Here is a 26,183-nt window from a genome sequence, read left to right on the forward strand (position 1 = left end):
AAAATTTCAACTCATTTCAACTAAATAGTCATAGTGAGATATACTAATTTTAATTTATTAATACTAAATGGTTTCTCTTTAATATAAATTTATTGATTGTAAAAATATTTTTATAATTCAAACAACTTATTATTTTGTATATACCCAAATTTAATATATAACTTAAATTATACTAAAATATTTTTTTGTAATATTTCTAGAATATTGTATCTTAGCATATAGATTTAATTTAAAATTGAATTTTTTATGAGAGAAGCCTCTTGAAGAACTCCTTTTAATAAGTCCGATACAATAAACGCCTTAGGTCCTTCCAATTTTTCCCCTACCTTCAATAAAATACCCACCATTTTTATAAATGGTGGGTAGTCTTTTCTTCCCATTTACTTCCTCTATATCGATGAATAAAAAATGCTGCTCTCACATACCAGTCACAAATCATAGCAATCCAAACTCCAAACATTCCAAAACCTAAATATTTGGCAAATAATATACCAAGTCCAATCCTTGTAATCCACATAGAACCTACACTTATTATCATGGCATATTGTACATCATTTGCGGCTCTTAAAGTGTTTGGGAGAGTAAAGCCCAATGGCCACACTAAGGAAGCATGTATTCCATAGAATATTATTATCTTTCTTGCCAATGCAGTAGTTTCAGGTGATAAATTATACATCTTCAGTATAAACGGCGATGCCAGTATTATAATTCCGTTTACCAGAGCTAAAGCCATATAGGCATACTTATGAAGTACCTTTGTATAATATCTAGCCTGATCATAATCTCCAGCTCCAACACACTGGCTGACTACAGTAACAAGACCTAATCCTATGGCCGCACCAGGAAGAAACTGAAAAGCGGTAACCGTATTCGCAACTGCATTTGCTGTAATAGCTGCAGTCCCAAATCCAGATACGACACTTAATAGTAATATCTTACCTAGCTGAAACATACTGTTTTCTATTCCATTTGGTATTCCTATTTGAAGAATATTTTTAACCATTTTACCATCAAATTTATATTTAAATGGCTTACTTATATGGATAGCAAGACTTTCATCCCTAAGCAACAAAACTATAATCACAGCAGCTACTGCCCTAGATATTAAGGTTGGAATAGCAGCTCCCTCAACCCCCATTCCAAATCCATATATCAATATTGCATTTCCCACAATGTTGATGGTATTCATTATCAAGGAGGTCTTCATAGTAATTTTAGAATTTCCCATAGCTCTGAATAAGGCTGCCCCACTGTTATATACTGCTATAAACGGAATACTGGCAAATACTATATTCATATAGGTATTGGCGTGTGTTGCAACAGTAGCCTCAATGGAACCGAATACCACATTTAATATAAACCCTCTGCCAACATATACTACTACCATTATGACCAGTGAAATAAGTGTTGCAAATACCATAAGCTGCTCCCCTGCTTTTGAAGCCTTTTCCTTCTGATTTCTTCCTATGTACTGTCCTGCAACTACAGCTCCACCTGTTGCCAATGCCGCAAATAAATTTATAAGTAAAATATTTACTGAATCCACTAGAGATACGGCTGATACTCCACTTTCCCCAACGCTGGCAACCATTACTGTGTCTGCCATACCCACAGCCACAGCCAGTAACTGCTCAAATATAAGAGGCATAATGAGATAAATAAGATTTTTTCTGGAAAAAATATAGTTTTCTTTTATATGGTTTTTCAATATTTCAGATCCCTTCAAAATAAAAAAATCCATCTAAGCATTAAAAGATAGATTTTTTTATTTTATTTATATAATTCGAGATAATTATATTAAAAAAGATTCAATAAGTCAAACACTTGTATTGCCGAAATATGCCCCTCAGAATGTTTATACATTATATTCATAAAAAATTCAAAACTTTTATTGAGATTTATATTGTCTAGTAGCTTATTTATTCTATATATAATATATCTCCAGTATTATTATCAATAAAACTTCCTTCCAATCCTTGACTAAGCATAGTTTCTCCTTGTTTTCCTGTACAATGACAGGCACCTATTAATTCAATATTCTTTTCCTTTAGATATTCTATTATTTTATTTATCTTTTCATCATTTTCTTCAACTAAGTGAGTTCCACCTATTACACCATATATATTCATATCTATTCTCTCTTTTATAGTATCTAATATATTTACAATTCCTGCATGAGAACATCCTACTATTACTACTAGCCCTCTATTAGTCTTAATTCCTAAGGACACTTCTTCTAGGAACATATCTTTTTTATATTCTTCATCTTCTTTTAAATACATATTTTGATTTGTATTTTCAAATTCTTGGTTTCTATTGAAGTTTGTAAAGACAATTAGATTTTCTGTAATATTTAATATATCTTCATTTATGTATTTTACCTGTATATTATTTTCACTTAAAAACTGTTCCTCAAAGGGATTTCCTACATATTCATATTCTCCACTTTCCATTAAATTATATTTCTTATTAAAGAATCCATTTCCTAAATATAAATTAATACTAGGATTTATTTCTTTTATAAGTCTTTCGAACCCACCACTATGATCATAATGCCCATGACTAATTATCACATAGTCTAAATCCTTCAAATCAATACCTAGATCCTTTGCATTGTCTATAAAGTCTCCACTTTGCCCTGTATCAAATAATATCTTCTTTCCATCCGCCTCTATATATATTGATAATCCATATTCTGTATATAACTCTTCTCTATCTCCAGGTTTATTTTCAATTAATGTAGCTATTTTCATCATATTCACCTCTTATATGATTATTACCCTTAGATATAAATTTAATCTTCAATTTAATTACACCCTTATAAACTATCTATCATAAAGACAAAATAGGGCATTTCATAACTGATTAATCAGTTATGAAATGCTCTTATATTAGTTTTCTATGGTCTTGGATAATTTACTTCAGCCTGCGCTGCTGCTAATTTTGCTATTGGTATTCTAAAAGGCGAACAGCTTACATAGTGAAGTCCTATTTGGTGACAGAATTCAACTGAATTTGGTTCTCCACCGTGTTCCCCACAGATTCCTAGTTTTAAATTTGGATTAGTTTTTCTACCATATTCTATGGCAATCTCCATTAACTTTCCTACACCAGCTCTATCAATTTCTTGAAATGGATCTTTTTCAAAGATTCCCTTTTCTACATATTCATTTAAGAATTTACCAGCATCATCCCTTGAGAATCCAAAGCCCATTTGAGTAAGGTCATTTGTTCCAAAACTAAAGAATTCAGCCTCAGTAGCTATTTCATCAGCAGTTATGGCTGCCCTTGGAACTTCAAGCATTGTACCTATCATATATTTTACTGTATTGTTTCTTTCTTCAAATACAAGATTTATTTCCTTTAATACTTCATCCTTTACATATTTCAATTCATTTATATGTCCGATTAAAGGAATCATAATCTCTGGATAAATATCTTCATACCCTTTTTCTTTAATATCTATTGCCGCCTCTATTATTGCTCTTATTTGCATTCTATATATTTCAGGATATGTTACTGCCAATCTACAACCTCTATGACCTAACATTGGGTTAAACTCTGCTAATCCTTCTACCCTATCCTTTAAATCATCAAAACTTACATTCATAGCTTCAGCTAATTCTTTTATGTCTTCATCCTTTACAGGTAAAAATTCATGTAGTGGAGGATCTAAAAGTCTTACTGTAACAGGTTTTCCTTCCATTGCTTCATAAAGTTCATAGAAATCTTGTCTTTGTACTGGAAGAAGTTCATCTAATGCAGATTTTCTTTCCTCTAAGGTAGTTGCAAGTATCATCTTTCTCACAGACATAACTCTAGTTTCCTCGAAAAACATATGCTCAGTTCTACAAAGTCCAATACCTTCTGCTCCAAATTCTAGGGCCTGTGCTGCATCCTTTGGATTATCTGCATTGGCTCTAACTCCCATTGCCCTTACTTCATCTACCCAGCCCATAAATTCTCCAAAACTTCCACCTAATGTTGGTTGTACCTTCTCTATATCTCCCTTATATACAGTTCCTGTACTACCATCTAAGGAAATAAAGTCTCCTTCATTAAAAGTTTGATCTTTGGTTCTCATTACCTTTGTTTCTTCACTGACTCTTATATCACTACATCCTGCAACACAACATTTACCCATACCTCTTGCAACTACTGCAGCATGAGATGTCATACCTCCACGAGCTGTAAGAATACCTTCTGCTGCTACCATACCTTCTATATCCTCTGGAGAAGTTTCCTGTCTAACAAGTATTGCTCTTTCTCCCCTTTCCTTAGCTTCTACTACATCATCTGCATGGAAATAAATCTTACCTGATGCGGCTCCTGGAGATGCAGCTAATCCCTTAGCTATTATTATAGCTTCCTTTAGAGTTGATTCTGCAAAGGTAGGATGTAATAGCTGATTTAATTGATTTGGTTCAATTCTCATAATTGCTTCTTCTTTATTTATTAAACCTTCATGTACTAAATCAACAGCTACTCTAATTCCTGCTTGGGCAGTTCTCTTTCCGTTTCTAGTTTGAAGGATATAAAGTTTTCCGTTTTCTATTGTGAACTCAATATCCTGCATATCTTTATAATGTTTTTCTAATATATGAGTAATCTTTACAAACTCATCATATACCGCTGGCATAATATCTTTTAAATGAGATATTTCATCTGGAGTCCTAATTCCTGCAACTACGTCCTCGCCTTGAGCATTTATTAAGTATTCTCCAAATAAGTGATTTTCTCCAGTTGCAGGGTTTCTCGTAAATGCTACTCCTGTACCTGATGTATCTCCCATATTACCAAATACCATGGACTGAACATTAACAGCTGTTCCTAGATTATCTGATATATTGTGAAGTCTTCTATATACCTTAGCCCTTGGATTATTCCATGAATCAAATACAGCTTTAATGGAAAGTTCTAACTGCTTAATAGGATCTTGAGGGAATTCTTCATTTAATTCATTTAAATAAACTTCCTTATACTTTTCAACTAAAATTTTTAAATCTTCAGCATTTAAATCTGTATCCTCTATAATTCCCTTATTTTCTTTCATCTCCTCAAGTAAAGATTCAAATCTTACTTTTGGAATACCCATAGCTACATCTGAAAACATTTGAATAAATCTTCTATAACTATCATAGGCAAATCTTTCATTACCTGTTGAGTTTGCAAGTCCCTTTACAGATATATCATTTAGTCCTAGATTAAGTATAGTATCCATCATTCCTGGCATGGAAAAAACAGATCCAGACCTTACAGATACTAGTAATGGGTTGTTTTCGTCGGAAAAGCTTTTGCCAATTCTTTTTTCTAGCCCCATTAACTGATCATGTATTTCATCTAATAATTCATTCCACAATATTTTATTCTCATCATAGTAGCGAATACATGCAGCTGTAGTAATAGTAAATCCTGAAGGTACAGGAAGACCAATATTAGTCATCTCAGCTAAATTAGCACCTTTACCTCCAAGTAAACTTTTCATTTCTTTTTTACCTTCATGAAAGCTATAAACATACTTATTTTCCATTTCTTAATCCCCTTTCAATTTTTATTCACTAAAATTTATACCATTTTTTCTAAGTAATGATAGTACTATTTCTGATGTTTCTTCTATTGCTTTATTTGATACATCTATAACTGGACATCCAATTTTTTTCATGATTTTATCAGCATATTCCAATTCATCTAATATCCTACCTAGACTTGCATAACTAGAGCTACTAGATAAACCTAAAGATTTCAACCTTTCTTCTCTTACTTCATTTAATTTTTCAGGAGAATTTGTAAGCCCTATGATTTTTTTTGCAGGTATATTAAATAATTCTTTAGGTGGATCTACTTCTACTACTAGAGGAATATTTGCCACCTTTAAATTTCTATTGGCTAAGTACATACTAAGAGGCGTCTTTGATGTTCTAGATACCCCCACTAATACTATATCTGCCTCTACTACTCCCCTAGGATCTTTTCCATCATCATACTTTACAGCAAATTCAATGGCTGCTACCCTCTTAAAATACGTTTCATCTAATCTTCTTATAACTCCAGGTTCCCTTGTAGGTTCAATATTTAATGTTTGGCTAATGACATTTATTAGAGGACTAATTAAATCTACAGTTAATAGACCTGTGTTCTTTGAATATTCCTTTATGAATTCAATTAGGCTTTCATCAACTAAGGTATAGATTAAAATTGAATTTTTTATGAGAGAGGCCTCTTGAAGAACTCCCCTTAACACATCTAAGTCTTGGACATAGGAAAATCTTTTGATTTCGTAGTTATCTGTTTTAAACTGAGATATGGCAGCCCTGGTTACTAGTGCAGCAGTTTCCCCCAATGAGTCTGACACAATAAATACCTTAAGTCCTTCCAATTCTTCCTCCCCCTTCAATAACGTTATACTATATATCTTATAGTATGACACATTGCTTAACATGTCAATAAAAATTTAAAAATTTTTTTAATTTATTTATTTTTATATATAAAATAAACCTTACGACAACTATTCCCAATTGTCGCAAGGTTTATGAATAGAATTATTAATTTATATTCTATTACAATCTAAATTTCATCTCCACTATCTTCCTTAGAAATTCTCTTTTCATCAAATATATTTGTACCTATAACTCCTACTATAATGAGGATTGAACCTATTATATGATAATAAAATATTTCTTCCTTTAAAAAAACAACACCTGCTACTATGGATATAACTGTTGCCAAGTTAGCAAATACACTCATTTTAGAGGACTCAATTTTAGATAGAACATAGTTTGTTAAAAATGAAGTTCCAGATGATGACAGTACTCCAAGATATAATACAGATATAATAAATCTAAATTCTTTCAATGGAGTAAGGAAACTTCCTATACTTCCATTTATTAAATGCTGTGATAAGGCTAAAATATTAAAGGATATAAAGCTAATTCCAATCATTATATAGCCAAGTTGTATACCAGAAAAGTCCTGTGTAAGTTTTCTAGCCATTACGCTATATATTGCAAAGGATATTACTGATATCAATAAAAATGCTATACCTTTCATACTATTAAATTCAAAAGAAGATCCTTTTTTAAATGTTATATAAATCACCCCAAATACAGATAGTAAAATAGATACCTTTTGAAGAATTGTAGCCTTCTCTTTTAAAAAATATGAAGCCAAGATCATTGTGAATACTGGACCTACGGCTAGTAATATACCTGCTTCAGCAGATGGAGTATATTTAAGTCCAAATACTTGAAATCCAAAAAAGGATAAAGGATAGAAAAGAGTCATAGGAATTACCTTTTTTATCATTTCCTTATTAATATCTACTTTAACTTTTTTAAATAAGACAGGTAATAAAATAGCTATAAAAGCTGCCGTAAATCTATAGGCTAATAAATCAATAGGATTACTATATTCCAAACCTATTTTACCAAATAAAAAGGATAATCCTGTAATAATAGAATACATAATAGCTGCAAAATACACTTTATTAATTTTATTCTGTTCCAAAATATCACTCCTTAATCTACGCTATTAATAGTATATGACTATATTTTACCTTTTTATAATCACGATCCTCATAATTTAAACAATCGTTCTTCCATATATATCCACACTTTCCATGACATATATAATTGTAGTTTACCTATACTAATTATGAAATATAAATTTAGGAGGAAATATTATGAAAGTCCATAAAGCACAAGAAATATTAAAGGGAAATGTAAACCATGAAGTGACATATAAAGATAAATTAGTATGGCTAGAACATATAGATGTAGAAAACCAAAAAGCATTAGTTTCAGTAATAGCTACTGGTGAAAAAATGCAAGTTCCTGTAAATGAATTAAATAGCCAAGGACTTGAATTAAAATAAAGATATAATTCTCTTTTCTGGTTGAACCAGAAAAGAGAATTTGATTCATTAGATTATTCTAAGCCTTTCATTACATCATGGAACTTATAATATGGTTCATATTATCAACTAATCCTTCCCAAGAAAAAGATTTTATCTTTTCTTCCATTTTCTTATGAAAAACTTCCTTCTCTCTTATCTTGTTAATTTGAGCTAATATAGCTCTCTTTAGGTTTTCTTTAAACTCCGGTAAATCTTCTTTAACTGGTTTATCTATATCATATATTCTAGGAAGAGGAACATATTTGATTATACCTGAATCTTTTATTTCTTCCCCTAAAAGCGTCATTAATGCCTCTATTTCTGTAGTGACTACATATAACCCACAGGCTAAACTTTCTATAGCCATAAGTCCTAAACCCTCATAATAAGAAGGCATTAGGAATATATCTTTTTCCCTTAGTTCATTTCCTAAAGCTATTTGGTCACGCACATTATATACCTTTATACTGCTATCATCTTTAATATACTCTTCTATTTTCTTTTTGTTTTCCTCATCTGGACTTCCTATAATATCTAAAGTTAAATCATCTAACCCTAAGGATTTATAAACCTCTATAAGTTCATAAATTCCCTTAGATGGGTCTATTTTTGCACAGAATACAAGTCTGATTTTATCAGTATAAGTTTTTTGTTTTGGAGGATAAAAAATATTTTGATTAAATCCTCCTCCTACATCAACTATCTTGTATCTATCTACACCATATATTTTTACTATTTCATCTTTTTGCTGTTCAGAAGCTGAAAATATACAGTCTAACTCATGTATTTTATCTACATACTTATGTTTAATACGAGGGTTCATCTTAGCTTGTCTCAAATCTGTATTGTGACACAGCCCAATTATTTTCGTATTTGGGAATATTTCTCTAACTAAAGATGTCAAAATCCAAAGATGATGTGAGAATATAATATCTGGATTAAATTCTTTTTTTACCTTTTCCAATCTCTTCCTAAAAGCATTTTTCCAAATATCCATCATATCCTTAGTCATAGATGAATATAAGGTGTTTTCATAAGGCATGACATCACTCATTCCAGCTATTGGAAAAGGTATTTCTTTGCTTTTAAAAACCACAGGATATTGATCTTCATGTTCTAAAATCTTCCATATATATTCATCTTGACACCCAAAGACAACTTTTTGTTCATAGTTATATTTTTTAAATTCTTCTATCATATTGGAGTAATATACTCCCGAACCTGTCCTTGATGGCAACTGTGCTATAACATGTAATATCTTCATATCTATCATTTCCATTTCTATATATATTTATATTATTTCAGAATATTGCTCCAAAGAAAGCTAAAAATTCTTTTGAAATATTCTATACATATCCACTCCAAAATCTATATTAAAGTATAACCTTCTTTAGAATAAATTCTCTGACTCAAGCCTTAGATTGTAAAAGAACTGTAACCACTCAGGTTGTTTATCAACTTCTGATTTCAACTTCGTAAGAGTTCGTTTTCCTATTCTTCTATCCATAACTGCAAGCATCCTTACTAAAGGATTTGCAGAATTAATACTTTCTTTTATATCTAAATTTTTATATTCCCTAATGGAAGATGTAATATCATCAATATCAAATACTCCGTCATTAACAGCCATTTCATTTACCATATCTTCAACCTGTTTGTTTTCTTTATCATTCAAAGTTTCATTTCCTACCCACTTTCTTGGCTGAACCCCCATCTCCTTTTTTAATATATGTTGCTTATAAACATAACCCTTTACATAATAATCATAGGGATTCCCCATTAAAACTTCTTTGCCATCCACTCTAACTGCAATTCTTCCATAGTTATCAGGTGCTTTATGATAATGAGTTACAAAATATTGTACTCTTCCCTGTAATGATTCACATAAATAATCATTCTCTAATTCTCTCCTCAATCCACTCCACGAATTTCCCATTCAATAAATCCTCCTTAAACTTCCATAAACTTCTTAGTTTCAAATGAATCTATAATACTCAACTTTTATAATTCTCCGTAGTATTCAGCAAAATATATAAAACCTTTTTTAGTCACTTTATAATTTCTTAATTGCCCTTTTGTTTCTTTATCAAACACTGGCTTTGTAAGAGTATAGCATCTAGCATTTTGACTTTCAAGAATTTGTTTATCTGTCTTATTGTGAAATTCATCATCTACTATTTCTGTTGTAAATGCAATAATAGGATGTCCGCTCATAAATAAATGAGTTCTTAATGCTAAGGTTGGTATAATATGGAATACAATATACAAAGCTATAATGCCACAAATTATAGTTATAGTAAGTACCTTTTTCTTTTTCAAAACTCCACTCCTTAATTTTAATAATATTTTTATGATACAAATCCTTATTTCCTTAATTTATAGCCCATCCCCATTACTTACTATGGTAACTCCACTACAAACCTTGATTCATCTGATACTAGAAATAATATTATATTTGCAATATCCTCTCCTTGATAAATTATTAACTTACCATTAAATATACCCATATAATTCTACATAACGCAATTTAAACTAAGGAATTTTGGGTATTATTAAAGTTTACAATGATTTATTTTTTATGGTATCATAATTATACTAAATATAGTGAGGGATAAAATGAGAAATATAAAGATGAGTTTACAATTTGATGGAAGCAGATACCAAGGATGGCAAAGACTAGGAGACAATGACAACACTATTCAAGGAAAATTAGAAACTTTACTAAATAAAATGACTGGAGAAAACATAAATGTAATAGGATGTTCAAGAACTGATAAAGGAGTTCACGCTAAGGCTTTAGTTTGCAATTTCTTTACTGATTCTAGTATGACAATAGATGAAATAGAAGAATATATTAACCGTTATTTACCAGACGATATTGTAGCACATGATTTTTGTGAAATGAATGAAAGGTTTCATTCACGATACAATGCAGTGTCTAAATTATACACTTACACCATAGATAATAACAAGTATCAAGATGTCTTTAGAAGAAAATTTACTTCTCATATACCAGAAGCCTTAGATATATCCTTAATGGAGGAGGCAGCAAAGGTTTTAATAGGTACTTTTGATTTTGCAGCTTTTACTACAATGAAATCGAAAAAGAAAAGTACCATAAGAACCATAACTGATATAGATATAATTAAAGAAAATAATTATATCTATATCAACTTTAAAGGTGATGGCTTTCTTCATAATATGATTAGAATAATTACTGGAACTTTAATCAGAGTAGGAAAAGGAGAAATCACTGCAAAAGATGTACAATTTATCCTTGAGTCCAAGAACCGTAGTATAGCTGGTCCTATGATTGAGTCTAAAGGTCTTTGCTTAATGGAAGTCAAATATTAGATTTTAAAAATTTAAATCACTCCTAGTATAATTTAATTATACTAGGAGTGATTTCTATTGCTTTTGAGATAATTTTCTTTTTTTATATAGTTTATATGGAATTATAAAGATTCCTAATGCTAAAATTAATATAGTAATACGATTATATACTAAAATCTTATTTCCATCTTTTACTCTATCAAAATATGGCTTAATCATTTTTGATGCTGTAGTAGAATTTATAAAAATCATACCATCGTAGGTATCTCTCATTACCTTCTTATTTATATCATTTTCGTTACCTCTTTTTCTCAAATAAAGCGCACCAATATTATTACTATAAATCTTTGATGATAAAAACTCCGACACCACTTTATTCTTTTCAGCTTTTTTAAAATCTAAAAAACTAATTGGAATACCTGTCTTGTTCATTTCATCCCCATAAGATCCATTTGGTGATGAACTTATATGAAAATTGGCTCCTTTACTACCAAGTAGTGTAAACGTACCAGCTATAAAATCTCCTTCATAAAAATCAAATCCTAAAGAATAATAATCATCATTGTACAAATCCTTCAATCTTTTACCAATATTAAGTTTTATAAATTCTTTAGATATATGTCCGTTATGAGCCCACAGCATGATTTTATCATTTCCATAATGTTTATTTTCATAATCTAAAATCCATTTTATATTCTCTGTCATATAATAATCTCTGGTTTCAAACCTTTCTTTAGTTCTTTGTAAATCAATCCATTGATCTATAACTACTGCATGCTGAAATATTAAATCATACTCTTCTACTGAACTATTTTTTATATACTCATCTTTATTTTCTTTAAGTTCAGCGTATATCTCCTCTAAAGTTTTTATACCTTTTCTATATCCATCAATATTATTAGAGCCTACCTTCTCTAAATAATCTAGAACATAACTTAGACTATTATCTGCTGACTGTATATCAAAACCATAAAATTTTATCTTTCTTTTATTGTTTGGATCATCATTATACTTCTTCATCCATTCAATCATATCAACTACTTCTTCTATACTCCAAATCCAAAAGTTCATAGCCTCTAAGCTTTGATTTATATCTCCCTTACCATAAAGAATATACTCATTTACAACTTGACTTCCACCAAATTCACCTTCTATGGCAAATACCCTATATCCCATTTCTTCCACTAAAAATTCAAACATTCTATGCTTCATCTTAAAAAATTCACTAGTTCCATGAGTTGCTTCTCCCATACCTATAATTCGTTTATCTTTAAGGATTTCCTTCAATGGCATAAGATCCTCAAATCCACTTTCTGCTTCTACAGTCTTTAACGGAATTAAATTTTCTTTCAACTCTGTAGTTAAATTACTTTCTGTATTGGCCCCTGTTCCCATAAAGGTTGTGAAAATAATCACAACTAATGTTAATATAGTTAATCTTTTATACATTTAGATTCCCCCTTATCTAAATCTATTCTCCAATCCATACTCCTCTACTTTCTATAAATATCTATTAAACTAGTTTAATAGATATTTATAGAACCAAGCTATACTTTGTTCCATCATATCAGTTGTTACAAAATGATTTAAATTTAAATATTTCATAATCTTTAATTTTTCTTTGTGATTATATAACGGCTTTAGGTTTTCATAAAATAATTCCTGACTTTCTATAGGAACTAAGGTATCACTATCTCCATGCAGCAAAATAATAGGTCTATCTATTAATAAATTCAGATTATTCATTGGATCCATTTTATTTACTTTTTCTTCTAATTCTCTTTCATAGGAATCTACTTCTAAAAACTCCTTAAATCTATTATTAGAATCTTGCCACCCACAGGAACCATTGAGGACAGCCAAAGTTTTTAGATTAGGATTATGAGTAAATACTCCTGCTGCTGTAATACCACCCATAGAATGACCCATAACCCCTATTCTTTTTGGGTCTCCATTATAATTTAATATTATTTCATTTATTATACTATCTGATTCCTCTATATTACTAAATATTATATCCCAAAAATACTTTGCAGCATTTTCTCCTCCATAGTTATCTAAAGCCTTTCTTTCTCCATGATATATGGCATCTGGAATTATTACTTGATAACCTACGGAAGCCAGTATAAACCCTCTAATTCTTTGTATTTCCTTATTTGAACTCCAACCATGATAAAAAATTATCGTTGGAATTAGCTCTCTTTCGTCTTTAGGTCTGAACAAAATAGCTGGAATTTCTCCTATTTTGATTTTATCCTCAATTATATTATTAGATTTTAAGTAATTAGTCATGCTAAACTCCTTTCTCTCTACTGTTCTTATATTTCTATCTTAAATATTTCCATCTTAATTTTATTGATACCATATTTTACAATATTATATCATATCTAAAATTTATAATATTAAATCTTAGAATATTATTTATGAGAATGGATATGATATAACTGTTTTATTATAGTTCTTATTTATAGTAAAATGGGTATTTATAGATAAAGTTAATATTAGGAGGATGATTGAATGAAAAATATACTAACTATTGAATATTGTACTGGTTGAGGCTATCTTGGAAGAGCAGTTGCTCTAACTCAATCTATTTTAAGTGAGCAAAAACAAAAAATATCTGAAGTTATCTTATACCCTTCTTCTGGAGGAGTATTTGAAGTAACATTTAACGATGAATTAATTTTTTCAAAGAAAGAATTAGACCGTTATCCTGAAGAAAACGAAATAGAAGAAATAGTTAGAACTGAATTAGCTTAAATATTAAACTAAAGATTATTTAAGGAGGAATATTATGCAGCTATCAGCTAGAAACCAGCTCAAAGGAAAAATAATTGATATTAAAAAAGGTCCAGTTTCAACAGAGGTCGTTATTGATATAAATGGATTAAATATTGTTTCTAGTATTACAACAGGATCAGCAGAAAGCCTTGACCTTAATATAGGTGATGAAGCTACCGCTGTTATTAAAGCTAGTTCTGTAATGATTGGAAAATAAAGTTAATACAAACTAGAAAACCATTTACTCAAAAAAATTACTTTCTATTATTAAAATCTGCTTTTAACCTCTCTTTATAAACCTCATTATTATAATTATAAAAAATTACTTGACAAATTCTCTAAATCTATTTATGATAGTATACATTATAAAAAAATAATTTAAAATATTGGTGAAGCAAAGAGTAGTTATGATAAGTACATTTTACAGAGAACTGGGTAAGGTGAGAGCCAGATAATGGAAAGCTTAATGAAAAGAGTTGCTGAAATGAATAGGACAAAGCCAAAGGTTAGTATCTTATTCCGCATTTAAAGCGTTATTTGTTACAAGTTATATTTTTTCTATTTAAGTTAAAATATAATTAGAGTGGCACCACGGGTATATTACTCGTCTCTTATAGTAAGAGACGAGTTTTTTTATTTTAAAATATTATTTACTAAGGAGGAAATTAAGATGAAAAAGAAAATTGGTTTAGTATTGGCAGGAATCATGTTGTTTAGTATTATTTTAACGGCTTGCGGAGGGAATTCATCCAATAGACAGATAAACAATGAAGAAAACAATATAGAATCAGAGGTACAAGGATTAGATTCAATTATTCAAAAGAAAAAAATTGTACTAGGAACTAGTGCAGATTATCCACCCTTTGAATTCCACGCTATGATAGATGGCAAAGATACAATAGTTGGTCTGGATATTGAAATTGCAAAATATATAGCAGATGAACTTGGAGTAGAATTGGAAATAAAAGATATGGAATTTGATAAACTTTTAGGTGGATTGGCAACTGGAATGTTGGATATTGTAATAGCTGGTATGACTCCAGAGGATGGCAGAGAGGCTAATTTTACAGATATTTATTATGAAGCAGATCTTTCCGTTTTAGTTTCTAAAAATAATCCATCTGGTATTGCCACCATTGATGATTTAATCGGAAAAAGTATAGGTGTACAAATTGGTACAACTCAAGAAAATATAGTCCAAACAACTATAAAAGATGCTGAAGTAAAAAGTTTAAGTACAAACCCAGATATAGTAATGAATCTAAAAACCCAAAAAATAGATTGTGCAGTCATGGAAACAATAGTTGCTGAATCCTTTGCAAAGGCAAATGATGATTTAATGGTAGTGGAGAATTTAACTATTGATAGTGGTGCAGGAGGAGTTGCAATTGCTATCCAAAAAGGAAATGATGAACTAACGAAAAAATTAAATGAAATAATAGCAAAACTAAAATCTGAAGGTTTAATAGATAAATGGCTAATTGAAGCAGATAAACTTAGTAGTGAAGGTTTATAATTAAATATAAAAGTTTATGATACAGAGAGTAATTATATTAGTAAATCCTACAGAGAACTGGAAAAGCTGAGAACCAGGTGATTGAATTTATAAGGAAAAGAGCTGTAGAAACAAATAAGACAAAGCCTATTAGGTCAGTATCTTATTTCGCATTTAAAGCGTTATTTAAATTGAGTTGGGTTTTAACAAAACCAATTAGAGTGGCAACGCGGGAAGTCTCGTCTCTATTATATATAGAGATGAGGCTTTTTTTATTAATTAATATTATGAGGTGAATGAGATGAAAAAGAAAATCAGTTTATTAATAGGATTTATTATATGTTTTAACCTACTTATTGCTTGTAATAATGGAAAACAAATAAATTCAGACTCAAACAGTGTAGAGTTTAAAAGCTATTCTTTAAAAGGAATAAAGAGTAAAGGCAAATTAATAATGGGAACAAGTGCAGATTTCCCACCAAATGAATTCCATGTCTTATTAGATGGAAAGGATACAATAGTTGGATACGACATATCCATTGGAAAATATATTGCTGATAAATTAGGTGTTGAGTTAGAAATAAAAGATATGGAGTTTAATAACTTACTAGGTGGCCTATCTACTGGTATGTTAGATATTGTAATAGCTGGCATGGTAAATGAACCTGATAGAGATGCCAATTTTACAAAATCCTATGATATAGATGAAATTCATAAAATTTTAATAAGAAAGTCAGATAAAGATAAGTTTCAGTCTGAATCAGATTTTAATGGTGCAACTTTAGGTGTTCAAACAGGTTCCATACAAAAAAATATAGCTGAAAATATAGAAGGTTCCAAAGTTAAAGAACTTCCAGCTTTAAATACTCTTATTATGGAACTTAAAACTGAAAAAGTAGATGGAATTGTAATCTCAAAAGAAGTTGCTGAATCCTATGAACAAACTAATGATGATATAGTCATAGTGGAAAAAATAAATCTTACCCATGAAAATGGTGGTGCAAGTATAGCCTTAAAAACAGGTAATGATCAATTGACCGAGTATTTAAATGAAATAATAGATGAATTAATAGAACTAGATTTAGTTGAAAAGTGGAAAGCGGAAGCTAAAGAATTAAGTGATAAAGAAATAAAGAATGATTAGGAGTGAATGATTTGAACGTTATAGAATTACTTATAAAATATAAATACTATTATTTAACAGGAATTAAAATAACTTTATTAATATCTTTTTTATCTCTTATTATAGGAAGTACTGTAGGAGCATTGATCAGTCTCTTAAAGTTATCAAAATATAGGATTTTAAGATTTATTTCTACTGTATATATTGAGACTCTTCGTGGAACACCTATGATGGTGCAAATTGCCTTAGTATATTTTGGAAGCTATGTAATGTTGGGTGTAAATATAGATGGATTTTTAGCTGCCCTAATAGCGGTTTCTTTAAATAGTTCTGCCTATGTTGCAGAAATCATCCGTTCTGGGATTCAATCAATAGATAAGGGGCAAGCAGAAGCCAGTAGAAGCTTAGGAATTTCCCATAAACAAACTATGAAACATATAATATTGCCACAAGCAATAAAGAATATATTACCTGCTCTTGGAAATGAATTTGTTACTTTAATAAAAGAGACTTCTGTAGCTTCTACAATCGGAGTAGCAGATCTTATGTATGCCTCAAAAATAGTTCAAAGTAATAGTTTTCAACCCTTTAATCCATTAATAATAGTAGCAGTAATATACTTTATATTTACATTTACATTATCACAATTAATAGGTTTATTTGAAAGGAGATTGTCACATAATGATTAAAATACAAAACTTAAATAAATTTTTTGGAGATAAACATATATTGAAAAATATAAACTTAGAAATAAATGATGGCGAAGTTATTAGTCTTATCGGTCCTTCTGGCTCCGGTAAAAGCACACTTATAAGATGTATAAATTATTTAGAAGAACCTACTTCCGGGTCCATATATATTAATGGTAAAAATATAGCTACATCTGGGAAAGAGATCGATAAAATAAGACAGAATATAGGAATGGTATTTCAACATTTCCACCTATTTCCTCACAAAACAGTTCTCGAAAATATAACTTTAGCCCCAATCTTAACGGGACAACTAACAAAAATTGAAGCAGAACAAAAAGCCATTGACCTCTTAAAAACCATGGACTTGTTAGATAAAAAAGATGTCTATCCTTCCTCTCTATCTGGTGGACAAAAACAAAGAATAGCAATTGCCAGGTCTCTTGCCATGGACCCAACAGTAATACTTTTCGACGAAGTTACATCTGCTCTTGATCCAGAAATGGTTGGGGAAGTTTTAAATGTAATGAAGGAATTAGCAAAAACAGGTATGACAATGGTAGTAGTAACTCATGAAATGGCATTTGCAAAACAAGTAGCTGATAGGGCAATATTTATGGCTGATGGTGAAATTGTAGAAATAAATAGGGCTGTAGATTTATTTGAACATCCACAAAATCCTAGAACTAAAGAATTTTTATCAAAGGTATTAGAGTATTAAGACAATAAATAGAATAAATAAAAGCGTTTAAATTTAATTAGGTCTATGCCTAAGTAAAAGTAAGTTCTCTTATCTAATAGGATTCAAAATAAGATGAAAACTAGAAAGGAGCATATTTTATTTATAACTGATTCTTTTTATTTAAATTTATGATACAATTATTTATGTATAAAATCTTATGGAAAGGATGAAAAGGTAGATGGAATTAAGTAAAAAAAATAAATTTAAACGTATTATTATTGCTATTGTGATTGTTGCTATTATCTTACTTTTAATCTTTTTATCGGTAATTCCTCATTTTATTATGAGACCTATTTTAGGCAAACGAGTAGAACGTCCACAATATAAATCCTCAGACTATGGTATTGAAGCTGAGCATATTTCTCTTAAAACTGAAGATGGTCTTTCACTTGCAGCATGGCATACCAAGGCTAATAACACTAAGGGAACAGTCATAATATTATCTGGAATAGAAAATCCATCAGTAACAGCTTTCTTTGGATATGCGAAGATGTTTGCAGATAATGGCTGGGATTCTTTATTAATTGAGATGCGTGGAAGAAATCTTAGTGAGGGTAAAGAAATTGGTTTAGGTTATACAGAGTGGAATGATGTAGTTGCTGGAGTAAATTACTTATCAAGTAATCAGGAAGTATCTGACCTTCCTATTATTGCCATGGGAACTTCCATGGGAGGTGCTACTAGTATTATGGCAGCAGGTAAAGATTCTCGTATTGATGGGGTTATTGCTGTTTCAGCTTTTTCTAGTTGGGAAGATGTTTTTTCAGACAATATGAATTTAATGGATGCTCCTAAATTATTTTGTACATTAGAAAAGCCATTTGTAAGGCTATATTCAGGGATTCATTATGGATTTAATATTACTAATTATTCTCCACTAAAAGCACTTAAAAACTTTGATAACAGACCTTTGTTATTGATGCATTCCACCAAAGATTCTCAAGTACCTTATCCTAGTTTTCAGCGCTTGCAAAAACAGGCTGAAAAATATAATATAGATACTTCTACATTTGTTCGTGAAGGAGATGAACATTTTATTTGTTATGAAGAATACTTTAACAATCCATTACAAGATACTGAATTTAGTAATTCTATTTTAGACTTCTTAAATAACAATTACTAATGAAGATAAATCTAAATCCAAAAGAAATATTTCTACTATTTGAAGTAGAAATATTTCTTTATATAATATTATTTTTATTTCTTTTAAATTTGCGATTTCATCTTTATCCATAGATATTCACGTCAATACATTTTTGCCATGAAAAATCCATAAGCCCACAGAACTGTTTGTTATTTTCCTTTTGCATCTTGTTCTTTGTAGTAATCCATCAAAGCATTGTGTTCTTCCTCTAAACGTTTTTCAAGGTCTTCTTCATAAATATCGCCATATAAAAAATTAGCCGTATTAATGGTGGTTCTATCTTGATTAGGAGTTTCGTCTTCATTGCGAGGTTTTTCCAAAATAAAGTCAATAGCATAGAAAGGAACATCTGCTTTATCTAAAAATTCTTTTAGGGTTAAAAGAATTTCACTTGCCCTTTTAAATGATATTTCATCATCTTGCGCATAGAAAACAATGTGACCTGCCGTTTTTGCCAGTTCTTTTATATTATATTCCTTATCAAGTTCAAGCTCACTCATCTTTATTCCATAATTTGCTTTATCAAATCCACCAGTTGTATCTTTTTCCATTATCTCAATTGTACCGTAATCTATATTACTTACCAGTGGAAATTCTGGTAAAGAGAACACACTGTTAACCATTTGACGATATTCGTCTTCAATTCTTTGATAGGTGTTCCAGCCATTTAATACATTTTCATAAGAATCACGTTTAATCTTGCCAAGCATTGAAATATATACTGAAAAATAAGTATCTACACTTGATGGAGATTTTACATGAGCATAATAACCCATATCTTTAAAATTATAATTAAGTTCTTCAATAATGAAATCTCTATCAGCATAAGTTTCAGCGATATAATTTTTAGCTGCATTTTTTGCAAGTATTTTTGAAACAGGATTTCCCAAAAAACCATTAGCAAACCACAATATACCAACAATAATAGCAAATGCTACAATTGCAGCTAAAATCTTCATAAGCTTTTTCATAATATCAATCCTCCTTTTTAAAAGCAAAGTACAATAAGAATACAATCAGTGTCCCAAGAGCACATAAACCAGAATAAATCAGAGCCCAATATAACGAAGCTATTAAATTACTTAAAAAACCTCCATAACTGATTTCTGAGTAAAACATAACAAAATGCCAGATATATGATACTACAAAAACAAATACAGTAACTACATATGCTCTGTTTTTTAAAATTATAAAACTGACAACTCCGATAACAGGCATAATAACTATATTATAAAACATGTTTTCACTCATTGATAATCCGATACCAAATAAAATACTCAGTACAGTTATAATTAAAATTGATAAATTAACCTGCTTTTTGATTTTTCCAAAAGCTTTTTTATCGTTTATTATTGGCTTTTGATCAAGGTCCTTAAAAAAGCTGTTGCAATCAGCACATTCTTTTAAATGTTCAAACACAGCCTTCTCACTATCAGTACAGGCAACCCCGTCTTTTACAAGAGGAATCAAATCCATGCAAATATTGCAGGTTATTTTACTCATAAGTTTCCCTCCTCCTATAATATATTTAGAAACATTTTTATAAGTGGTCTAAGCATATTATTATTTTTTATATTAAATATTTAAATACAATTTTGATTGAAATATCCTAATGCTAAAATATAGTCAAGAATAGTTAACAAAGGACACTTCTTTGATTCTTTTTAGAAATTATCTCCTGACATATCACCATATCTCTTTTCAAGAATCTGCCTTATTCTTTTCTTTGTTCTAAAATTAATTACTCTTGCTGAGCTTTCACTGATTCCATATCTTTTAGCTATTTCATAATACGAAAACCCTTCAATACGCATCTTAACTATATTTCTTGCTTGCTCAGGTTCCTTATCTAAAACAGTTAAACACATTTTTGCAATTTCACTTCGATAAAGTCGATTTTCTATATCTTCGTTTTGCTGAATATAAATTTCTGCTAAATCATCGAATGAAACTTCATTTTTTCTTTTTCTCAAATGTTCATACCACTTATATCTTGCAATAGAAAATAGCCATGTTTTAATATCTGCATTACCTTTATATCTAGAAATGGATTTTATTGCAGCTAAAAATGTTTCTGATGTCAAGTCCTCAGAAAGGTCAGAATCATGTGTTATACTTACAAGGTAATAAAATACATCTGATTTATAGTCTTCATAAAGTTTTTTTATAAACAGCATAAATTCCCCCTTTCAATATATTAGTGTTGTTTTCAAAAGATTTGTTACAAACTATTTTAAAAAGCTGTTTGCTTAAGCAAACAGCTTGGTATTAATTATATAAATCCTGCCTAGATTCCATATGTTATACAAAGTATCTTCACCATTCTTTCTACTTTTGCTGGTAGAAGGCAGAGTTTAATGTTGGTGGGACTGAATGGGGATATTGAACTGCAATACGATTTTCAGGCTTTGCATCAAACATATATAGAAAGAAAAGGAATATCCACTCCAGTGGTTTCATTATAAAATATATAGCATCAGCAATATATGGAGACTGTATATGCTTTGCTATTGGATAGCCAGTTTTATCATATAAAGTCCTCACAAAACGATGAAAATTTGGTGTCCGTTCTTCAAGAAGCTGTTCAAAAGCATTGGCGATACATAACTGTCGATTTACAATCACTCTATGGCCATGTCGTTTCCCAGTACGCATGGGTTTTACAATTGTTGGATGTCCGCCTGCAGCAACTGTACATAAATAATGTTCATCTCTATAAATGTTTTGAGGTGCAACTTTCTGTGACAAATTCCAATCGGCAGTTTCTGTCCACGCTTTTATAAAGCTGTCTGGCTCCTGACCAAAAAGAATCAATACAGCAACTAAAATACCAAGCAGAGGAATTGCAGCAAGAAAAGCAATCCATGGCCAGTTAGAGGTATTATTTAGTAATATCACAAGATGCTTATATTTATGAGAGACATTTTCTTTTTTGAAAGTTTGTTGATGCACAACATCTTTTATTGTTCTTATAGCGATCAAAACCCAGTTTAAGGGGAATAAGCAGAGTAAAATCATATCTTTATCTAGTGCATTAAATATTTGAACACACCATAGAATACATTCTGCAATACCAAGGTATAGTGCAGAAATACATAGCACTGCAAAAAGCGGAGGCATTTTTTCAATGGGGGAAAATCTAAGAATCATATATCCAAGAACAGCTACTAAAGCAATAATACCCATAGTCAAAAATGATTTTGTCGCAATTGGAGTATGTATTTCATGGTTATACAATTGCACATTCTAATCGTCAAAAACAATGTTAACCAATGACACATAAAAAAGTGTAAATGTCACCCCAATACTCATTGCTACAACTTCCCATATTTTTATTGCCTTTTCTTTTTCCTCTGTTTTAGGTTTGATAAAAAGTAAAATAATATTTTCAATTGTTAAAACAATAGGTAAAGTTAATAATGAATATATCAATAGTCCAGGCAATATATCTTGAAAAAGAAAATTTGATGAATTTTGGATTATACTAATAATCAATAATGTTGCTACAATGAAAAATGAGCCTATAAAGCTAAGTATTAGTGTGGTTAAAATAGGAGCTATATAAAAATACTTTCCTATCTTCCTGAAAATAACTTTCATTTAAAACACCTCTATTTATTCTAAATAAACAACTTCTACATTTTTATCATATACCTTACTTACATGTAATTATTATAACATCTTGTCATATACAAATGGATAGAATTTAGAGATTACTTTTCTGATTTGTTCTCTCTAATATTGTCTTTTTCAATATTTTATTATATTTTAAATTGTATATTTAAATTTTTCAGTAATACTAATTATCTTTCCATCTTTTACTTCAATGAAAAATGGTAAGTTTTGTTCAGATAGTGGAAATTCATTTAACTTTCCTAAATGTTTTATGAATTCATCCTTTTTCGTTGTAGTATATAGTCTATCACCTTCTGAATCTTTTACAAAATTAAGGTTAACATCAGTAAAAGTAAATATAACTTCATCTGCTAATTCAAAGACTCTCTCACCTTTATTCTTGTCAATAATCATATATCCACTTGGCATATCATATTCATTTAAACCCAGTTCTTTTACTCTTTCTTGATCTTCCCACTCTACGATTTCCACTTCGTTAAAATACAATGTATTATCCTTTATTACTATATTCCCTACTAATGCCTCTGGTTGGTTTGTTTTTGTATTATATTCACCCCATATTTTATAAAATTCTTTGAACCATTTTTTATTTTTAGCCACTTCAGAAGTTTTATGTCCTAATGTTGACATAGTTAGGCTATCGCCAACCTCCCTATTTATATAGGACACAATAATATTCATATCCTCACCGTCTATAGCATATTTAATATAGTCTAAATTATCAATAAGTGAGAATAAAATTAAAGATTGAGATCTCCAAATATGGTCAGAACTCGTAGCTATATACTTTGATCTAGTTTCAACACTAGACTTAAAATTAATCTGTAATCCATAAGGCTCTTCCTTAGTAAATAATTCTATTCCAACTGGTATTAATTCTTCTGGGAAATCTAAAAAATTAATTATATTACTAACTTTTGAATTATCTCCTATATAGGTTCCTTTAAGCTTATATAAATCATCTATTTTACTAATATCTTTATTTTTTTCTTCCATATAATCTGTATTCTTATTTATAAAAATATCTATTCCTTTTTCCGTATCTAAATGCCCATAAAATCCAAACCCTGATTCTTCAAGTTCATAATCAATAACAATGTTATCTGCTAATACTTCCTCTTTTCCATTAACTAGTTTTATTAGACTATGGTACCCTTCACCTTTATATCTGCAAAACAGTATATTATCCTTTGATATACTTATAGGCATGAAATCAAAATTATTTCCTTCAGTTATATTTTTTACTGAAGATGTATTTAAATCATATTCATAAATATGATGAGGTTGAACCTCCCAGTCCTCAAAAGCCTTATTATAATCAAAATCCCAAGACTCATCTTGCCCATTAGTTGCTGAATATAATAATTTTTCTCCATCTAATGTAAAACTTGGAGTCATGGCTACTAAGTCTTTATCCATGAATTCAATATTTTTAAATGTTTTATCTTTATTTATATCTAATAAAATCACCTCTTTAGATAAAATCATTTCTCTGCCTGAACCCTCTACTATTGCAATTAAATCATTATTCTTAGGATTTATAGAAAGATTATCCTTATATGGTAATAATGTTATATCTGTAAATTCTGTATGTTCCTTTTTTTCTACATCATATACTCCAATACCTATTCCATCAGTACTTAGTGAACCAGAAGCAGGTTTTTCCATTATATAAACATATTTCCCATCCTTTGTTACATCCCATATAATAGGATTATACCCTATCACCTCATCTGTAGTTTCTCTGGACTCTATTATGGTGTTTATTGGGAACATTTTTATCTTGGAATCATAATCTTTTAGACTTATTTCTACTACACCATTATTAGCAGCATAATCTGTTCCTTCTGATGTCCATTTGCTGATTTTTATACCATAAATGGTATCTTTATTAGCTGACCTAAGGTTATCATAATAATATTCGTCTAAATGCTCTTTTTTATCTTTGGTTGATACATTATATATTGTAAAACCAGGATTATCTGTAGAATATACTATGGTTTTATCATCTATCCAGTCATAGGAAATATAATAATGATTAATATTATCTGCTGTCTTTTCATAGGTTTTATTTTTTATATCATAAATATAAAGACTATTTTTATTAGTATAAGCTATATAACTTCCAGATTTGGAAATAAGAGGATAAATAAATTCTTTTCCTTCATGGACTTTTATCTCTTCTTCACTATTTAAATAAGAATAATAAAGTCCATCTTCTTTGATATATACTACAAAAGAATCATTTTCTTTTATTACTTTATTAGGCAAAATACTACAAGCTAAGGTGATTCCTGATATTAATATCAGAATTCCTGTAAATAATGAAATAATATGTTTTTTTCTAGTTGTTTTAAATGAAAATATCATATTTTCCAATCTAGACTTTAATAGATTTCCTTCGCTTCCCATGGCTGTTGTAAGAGAACTTTTCTTTATCATGGAATTACCTATTAAATTTAAAATAGTTTCTCCATAATACTTTCTATCACTAATATCCATTTTTTCTACTACCTTTTCATCTATGGAGTATTCACAGTATTTATCCATTTCTTTTAGCAATATATATATTAGTGGATTGAACCAATGTATAGCATTTACAATAAGACTAAAAGTCTTTATTATAATGTCTTTTCTTTTATAATGACCTAGTTCATGTAAGAATATCATTTTCAATCTTTTATAGTCTTCATCAATCTTTGGAATTAGTACTATAGGATAAAATATTCCTATTAACATTGGAGAGCTAATAACATCATAAACCTTTAAAGGTATTCTGCTATTTATATTTAACTCATCTTTACATAGATTGAACACTGTTAAAACAGAACTTTCCTCTATCTCTATGCTGTTTTTTAAAACAGAAAATTTAAACCTTATATATGGTATGATTTTTAATAACAATAAAATAACCATACCAATTATCCAAATATATTTAATTATGTCCATATAAAAACTCATATTAAATTTTATATCTTGAAGATTATGATTTTCTGCTTCTGTTATATTGGTATAATTATTTTTTACTTTACCTTTCATTTCATATTCTGGATTCTGTTTTTCTGTATTTGGACTATTGCCTATATCCCTTATTGTCTCATTTTTAATTATATCCTTTTCTCCATCTGAATCTTGAATTTCTAAATTAGAAATATTAGGAATTGATTTTATAGGAATTTTTATAAAATTTCCTACTGGTATAATAAAGAAAACTAATGTTAAGATAATCATTTTATAATGCCAAGATGAATTGAAATGTTTCTTAGTTATAGGCTTTATGAATAAAAATATAAAAAATATAATACTCCCTGTAATAGACATATTAAATACTGTATTTAGAGTTTCCATA

General features: G+C 29.6%; 24 protein-coding genes, 2 pseudogenes and 2 other annotated features. Of the genes and pseudogenes, 9 read left to right on the top strand and 17 right to left on the bottom strand.

The annotated features are described in order from the left end of the window. Positions 1-224: 224 nt before the first annotated feature. The 6 genes from KQI41_RS14760 to KQI41_RS14785 form a co-directional block, all read right to left on the bottom strand. Positions 225-380 carry a hypothetical protein gene (locus tag KQI41_RS14760; RefSeq protein ID WP_216585575.1) on the bottom strand — a complete coding sequence of 52 codons (156 nt, stop codon included), beginning with the start codon at positions 378-380 and terminating at the stop codon, positions 225-227. Next, the gene (locus KQI41_RS14765) at positions 350-1,708 is read right to left on the bottom strand and encodes an MATE family efflux transporter (protein WP_216585576.1); all 1,359 of its coding nucleotides are present in this window, start codon (positions 1,706-1,708) and stop codon (positions 350-352) included. The genes KQI41_RS14760 and KQI41_RS14765 overlap by 31 nt, the downstream gene beginning before the upstream one ends. 211 nt (positions 1,709-1,919) lie before the next feature. Beyond that, positions 1,920-2,756, bottom strand: a complete 837-nt coding sequence (locus KQI41_RS14770; RefSeq protein WP_216585577.1) for an MBL fold metallo-hydrolase — start codon at positions 2,754-2,756, stop codon at positions 1,920-1,922. Between the two features lie 143 nt (positions 2,757-2,899). Then, positions 2,900-5,530, bottom strand: coding sequence for a pyruvate, phosphate dikinase (gene ppdK / locus KQI41_RS14775; RefSeq protein ID WP_216585578.1), 2,631 nt, complete (start codon positions 5,528-5,530; stop codon positions 2,900-2,902). Between the two features lie 21 nt (positions 5,531-5,551). Continuing rightward, positions 5,552-6,376 carry a pyruvate, water dikinase regulatory protein gene (locus tag KQI41_RS14780; RefSeq protein WP_244971110.1) on the bottom strand — a complete coding sequence of 275 codons (825 nt, stop codon included), beginning with the start codon at positions 6,374-6,376 and terminating at the stop codon, positions 5,552-5,554. 188 nt (positions 6,377-6,564) lie between these two features. Further along, on the bottom strand, positions 6,565-7,503 hold the full coding sequence (locus tag KQI41_RS14785) for a DMT family transporter (RefSeq protein ID WP_244971111.1): 939 nt from the start codon (positions 7,501-7,503) through the stop codon (positions 6,565-6,567). A gap of 175 nt (positions 7,504-7,678) precedes the next feature. Between KQI41_RS14785 and KQI41_RS14790 the strand changes: the two genes are divergently transcribed. Then, positions 7,679-7,870: an H-type small acid-soluble spore protein gene (locus KQI41_RS14790; protein ID WP_216585580.1), complete on the top strand. Its 192-nt coding sequence runs from the start codon at positions 7,679-7,681 to the stop codon at positions 7,868-7,870. Positions 7,871-7,940: 70 nt separating this feature from the next. Here KQI41_RS14790 and KQI41_RS14795 read toward each other — a convergent pair whose 3' ends face one another. The 3 genes from KQI41_RS14795 to KQI41_RS14805 all read right to left on the bottom strand — a co-directional run bounded on the left by KQI41_RS14795 (position 7,941) and on the right by KQI41_RS14805 (position 10,210). Next, on the bottom strand, positions 7,941-9,155 hold the full coding sequence (locus tag KQI41_RS14795) for a glycosyltransferase family 4 protein (RefSeq protein ID WP_216585581.1): 1,215 nt from the start codon (positions 9,153-9,155) through the stop codon (positions 7,941-7,943). Positions 9,156-9,281: 126 nt separating this feature from the next. Continuing rightward, the gene (locus KQI41_RS14800) at positions 9,282-9,827 is read right to left on the bottom strand and encodes an SF0329 family protein (RefSeq protein ID WP_154438832.1); all 546 of its coding nucleotides are present in this window, start codon (positions 9,825-9,827) and stop codon (positions 9,282-9,284) included. 65 nt (positions 9,828-9,892) lie between these two features. After that, positions 9,893-10,210 (bottom strand): hypothetical protein, encoded by a 318-nt coding sequence (locus tag KQI41_RS14805; protein ID WP_154438833.1) that lies wholly within the window; start codon positions 10,208-10,210, stop codon positions 9,893-9,895. 297 nt (positions 10,211-10,507) lie between these two features. Here KQI41_RS14805 and truA point away from each other — a divergent pair, with 297 nt between their 5' ends. Then, a complete protein-coding gene (gene truA, locus KQI41_RS14810; RefSeq protein WP_216585582.1) occupies positions 10,508-11,245 on the top strand; it encodes a tRNA pseudouridine(38-40) synthase TruA in 738 nt (245 codons plus the stop codon). A gap of 54 nt (positions 11,246-11,299) precedes the next feature. On the opposite strand, the gene KQI41_RS14815 is transcribed toward truA, so the two are convergent. Together KQI41_RS14815 and KQI41_RS14820 are read right to left on the bottom strand one after the other, a co-directional pair. After that, positions 11,300-12,673 carry an erythromycin esterase family protein gene (locus tag KQI41_RS14815; protein ID WP_216585583.1) on the bottom strand — a complete coding sequence of 458 codons (1,374 nt, stop codon included), beginning with the start codon at positions 12,671-12,673 and terminating at the stop codon, positions 11,300-11,302. 69 nt (positions 12,674-12,742) lie between these two features. Further along, entirely contained in the window at positions 12,743-13,516 is a 774-nt protein-coding gene (locus KQI41_RS14820; protein ID WP_216585584.1) for an alpha/beta fold hydrolase, read from the bottom strand. Positions 13,517-13,792: 276 nt separating this feature from the next. Between KQI41_RS14820 and KQI41_RS19190 the strand changes: the two are divergent. The 7 genes and pseudogenes from KQI41_RS19190 to KQI41_RS14855 all read left to right on the top strand — a co-directional run. Continuing rightward, positions 13,793-13,984: pseudogene (locus KQI41_RS19190) on the top strand (SelT/SelW/SelH family protein); the annotation flags it as partial. Between the two features lie 34 nt (positions 13,985-14,018). After that, positions 14,019-14,222 carry a TOBE domain-containing protein gene (locus KQI41_RS14830; RefSeq protein WP_216585585.1) on the top strand — a complete coding sequence of 68 codons (204 nt, stop codon included), beginning with the start codon at positions 14,019-14,021 and terminating at the stop codon, positions 14,220-14,222. Positions 14,223-14,385: 163 nt separating this feature from the next. Beyond that, positions 14,386-14,620, top strand: a binding site (T-box leader). A 55-nt stretch (positions 14,621-14,675) separates the two neighbouring features. Further along, positions 14,676-15,521, top strand: coding sequence for a transporter substrate-binding domain-containing protein (locus KQI41_RS14835; RefSeq protein ID WP_216585586.1), 846 nt, complete (start codon positions 14,676-14,678; stop codon positions 15,519-15,521). A gap of 7 nt (positions 15,522-15,528) precedes the next feature. After that, positions 15,529-15,750, top strand: a binding site (T-box leader). 51 nt (positions 15,751-15,801) lie between these two features. Beyond that, positions 15,802-16,644 (top strand): transporter substrate-binding domain-containing protein, encoded by an 843-nt coding sequence (locus tag KQI41_RS14840; protein WP_154438840.1) that lies wholly within the window; start codon positions 15,802-15,804, stop codon positions 16,642-16,644. 2 nt (positions 16,645-16,646) lie between these two features. Continuing rightward, a complete protein-coding gene (locus KQI41_RS14845) occupies positions 16,647-17,312 on the top strand; it encodes an amino acid ABC transporter permease (RefSeq protein WP_216585587.1) in 666 nt (221 codons plus the stop codon). Then, the gene (locus tag KQI41_RS14850) at positions 17,305-18,033 is read left to right on the top strand and encodes an amino acid ABC transporter ATP-binding protein (RefSeq protein WP_154438842.1); all 729 of its coding nucleotides are present in this window, start codon (positions 17,305-17,307) and stop codon (positions 18,031-18,033) included. Before KQI41_RS14845 ends, KQI41_RS14850 begins: the two co-directional genes overlap by 8 nt. Positions 18,034-18,232: 199 nt before the next feature. Then, on the top strand, positions 18,233-19,177 hold the full coding sequence (locus KQI41_RS14855; RefSeq protein WP_154438843.1) for an alpha/beta hydrolase: 945 nt from the start codon (positions 18,233-18,235) through the stop codon (positions 19,175-19,177). A 170-nt stretch (positions 19,178-19,347) separates the two neighbouring features. Here the strand turns inward: KQI41_RS14855 and KQI41_RS14860 are convergent, their stop codons facing one another. The 6 genes and pseudogenes from KQI41_RS14860 to KQI41_RS14885 all read right to left on the bottom strand — a co-directional run bounded on the left by KQI41_RS14860 (position 19,348) and on the right by KQI41_RS14885 (position 26,182). Further along, positions 19,348-20,169, bottom strand: coding sequence for a YfjL-like protein (locus KQI41_RS14860; protein ID WP_154438844.1), 822 nt, complete (start codon positions 20,167-20,169; stop codon positions 19,348-19,350). A gap of 4 nt (positions 20,170-20,173) precedes the next feature. Further along, a complete protein-coding gene (locus KQI41_RS14865; RefSeq protein ID WP_154438845.1) occupies positions 20,174-20,701 on the bottom strand; it encodes a zf-HC2 domain-containing protein in 528 nt (175 codons plus the stop codon). A 161-nt stretch (positions 20,702-20,862) separates the two neighbouring features. After that, positions 20,863-21,375 (bottom strand): RNA polymerase sigma factor, encoded by a 513-nt coding sequence (locus KQI41_RS14870; protein ID WP_154438846.1) that lies wholly within the window; start codon positions 21,373-21,375, stop codon positions 20,863-20,865. A gap of 151 nt (positions 21,376-21,526) precedes the next feature. Continuing rightward, a complete protein-coding gene (locus KQI41_RS19425; RefSeq protein WP_425335894.1) occupies positions 21,527-21,946 on the bottom strand; it encodes a DUF6688 family protein in 420 nt (139 codons plus the stop codon). Beyond that, positions 21,929-22,798, bottom strand: a pseudogene (locus tag KQI41_RS19430) (DUF6688 domain-containing protein); the annotation flags it as partial. The gene KQI41_RS19425 and the pseudogene KQI41_RS19430, both read right to left, overlap by 18 nt. Positions 22,799-22,966: 168 nt before the next feature. Next, on the bottom strand, positions 22,967-26,182 hold the full coding sequence (locus KQI41_RS14885) for a M56 family metallopeptidase (protein WP_154438849.1): 3,216 nt from the start codon (positions 26,180-26,182) through the stop codon (positions 22,967-22,969). Between the last annotated feature and the right edge of the window lies 1 nt (position 26,183).

It is taken from the genome of Tissierella pigra (assembly GCF_018917845.1).
Lineage (GTDB): Bacteria > Bacillota > Clostridia > Tissierellales > Tissierellaceae > Tissierella > Tissierella pigra.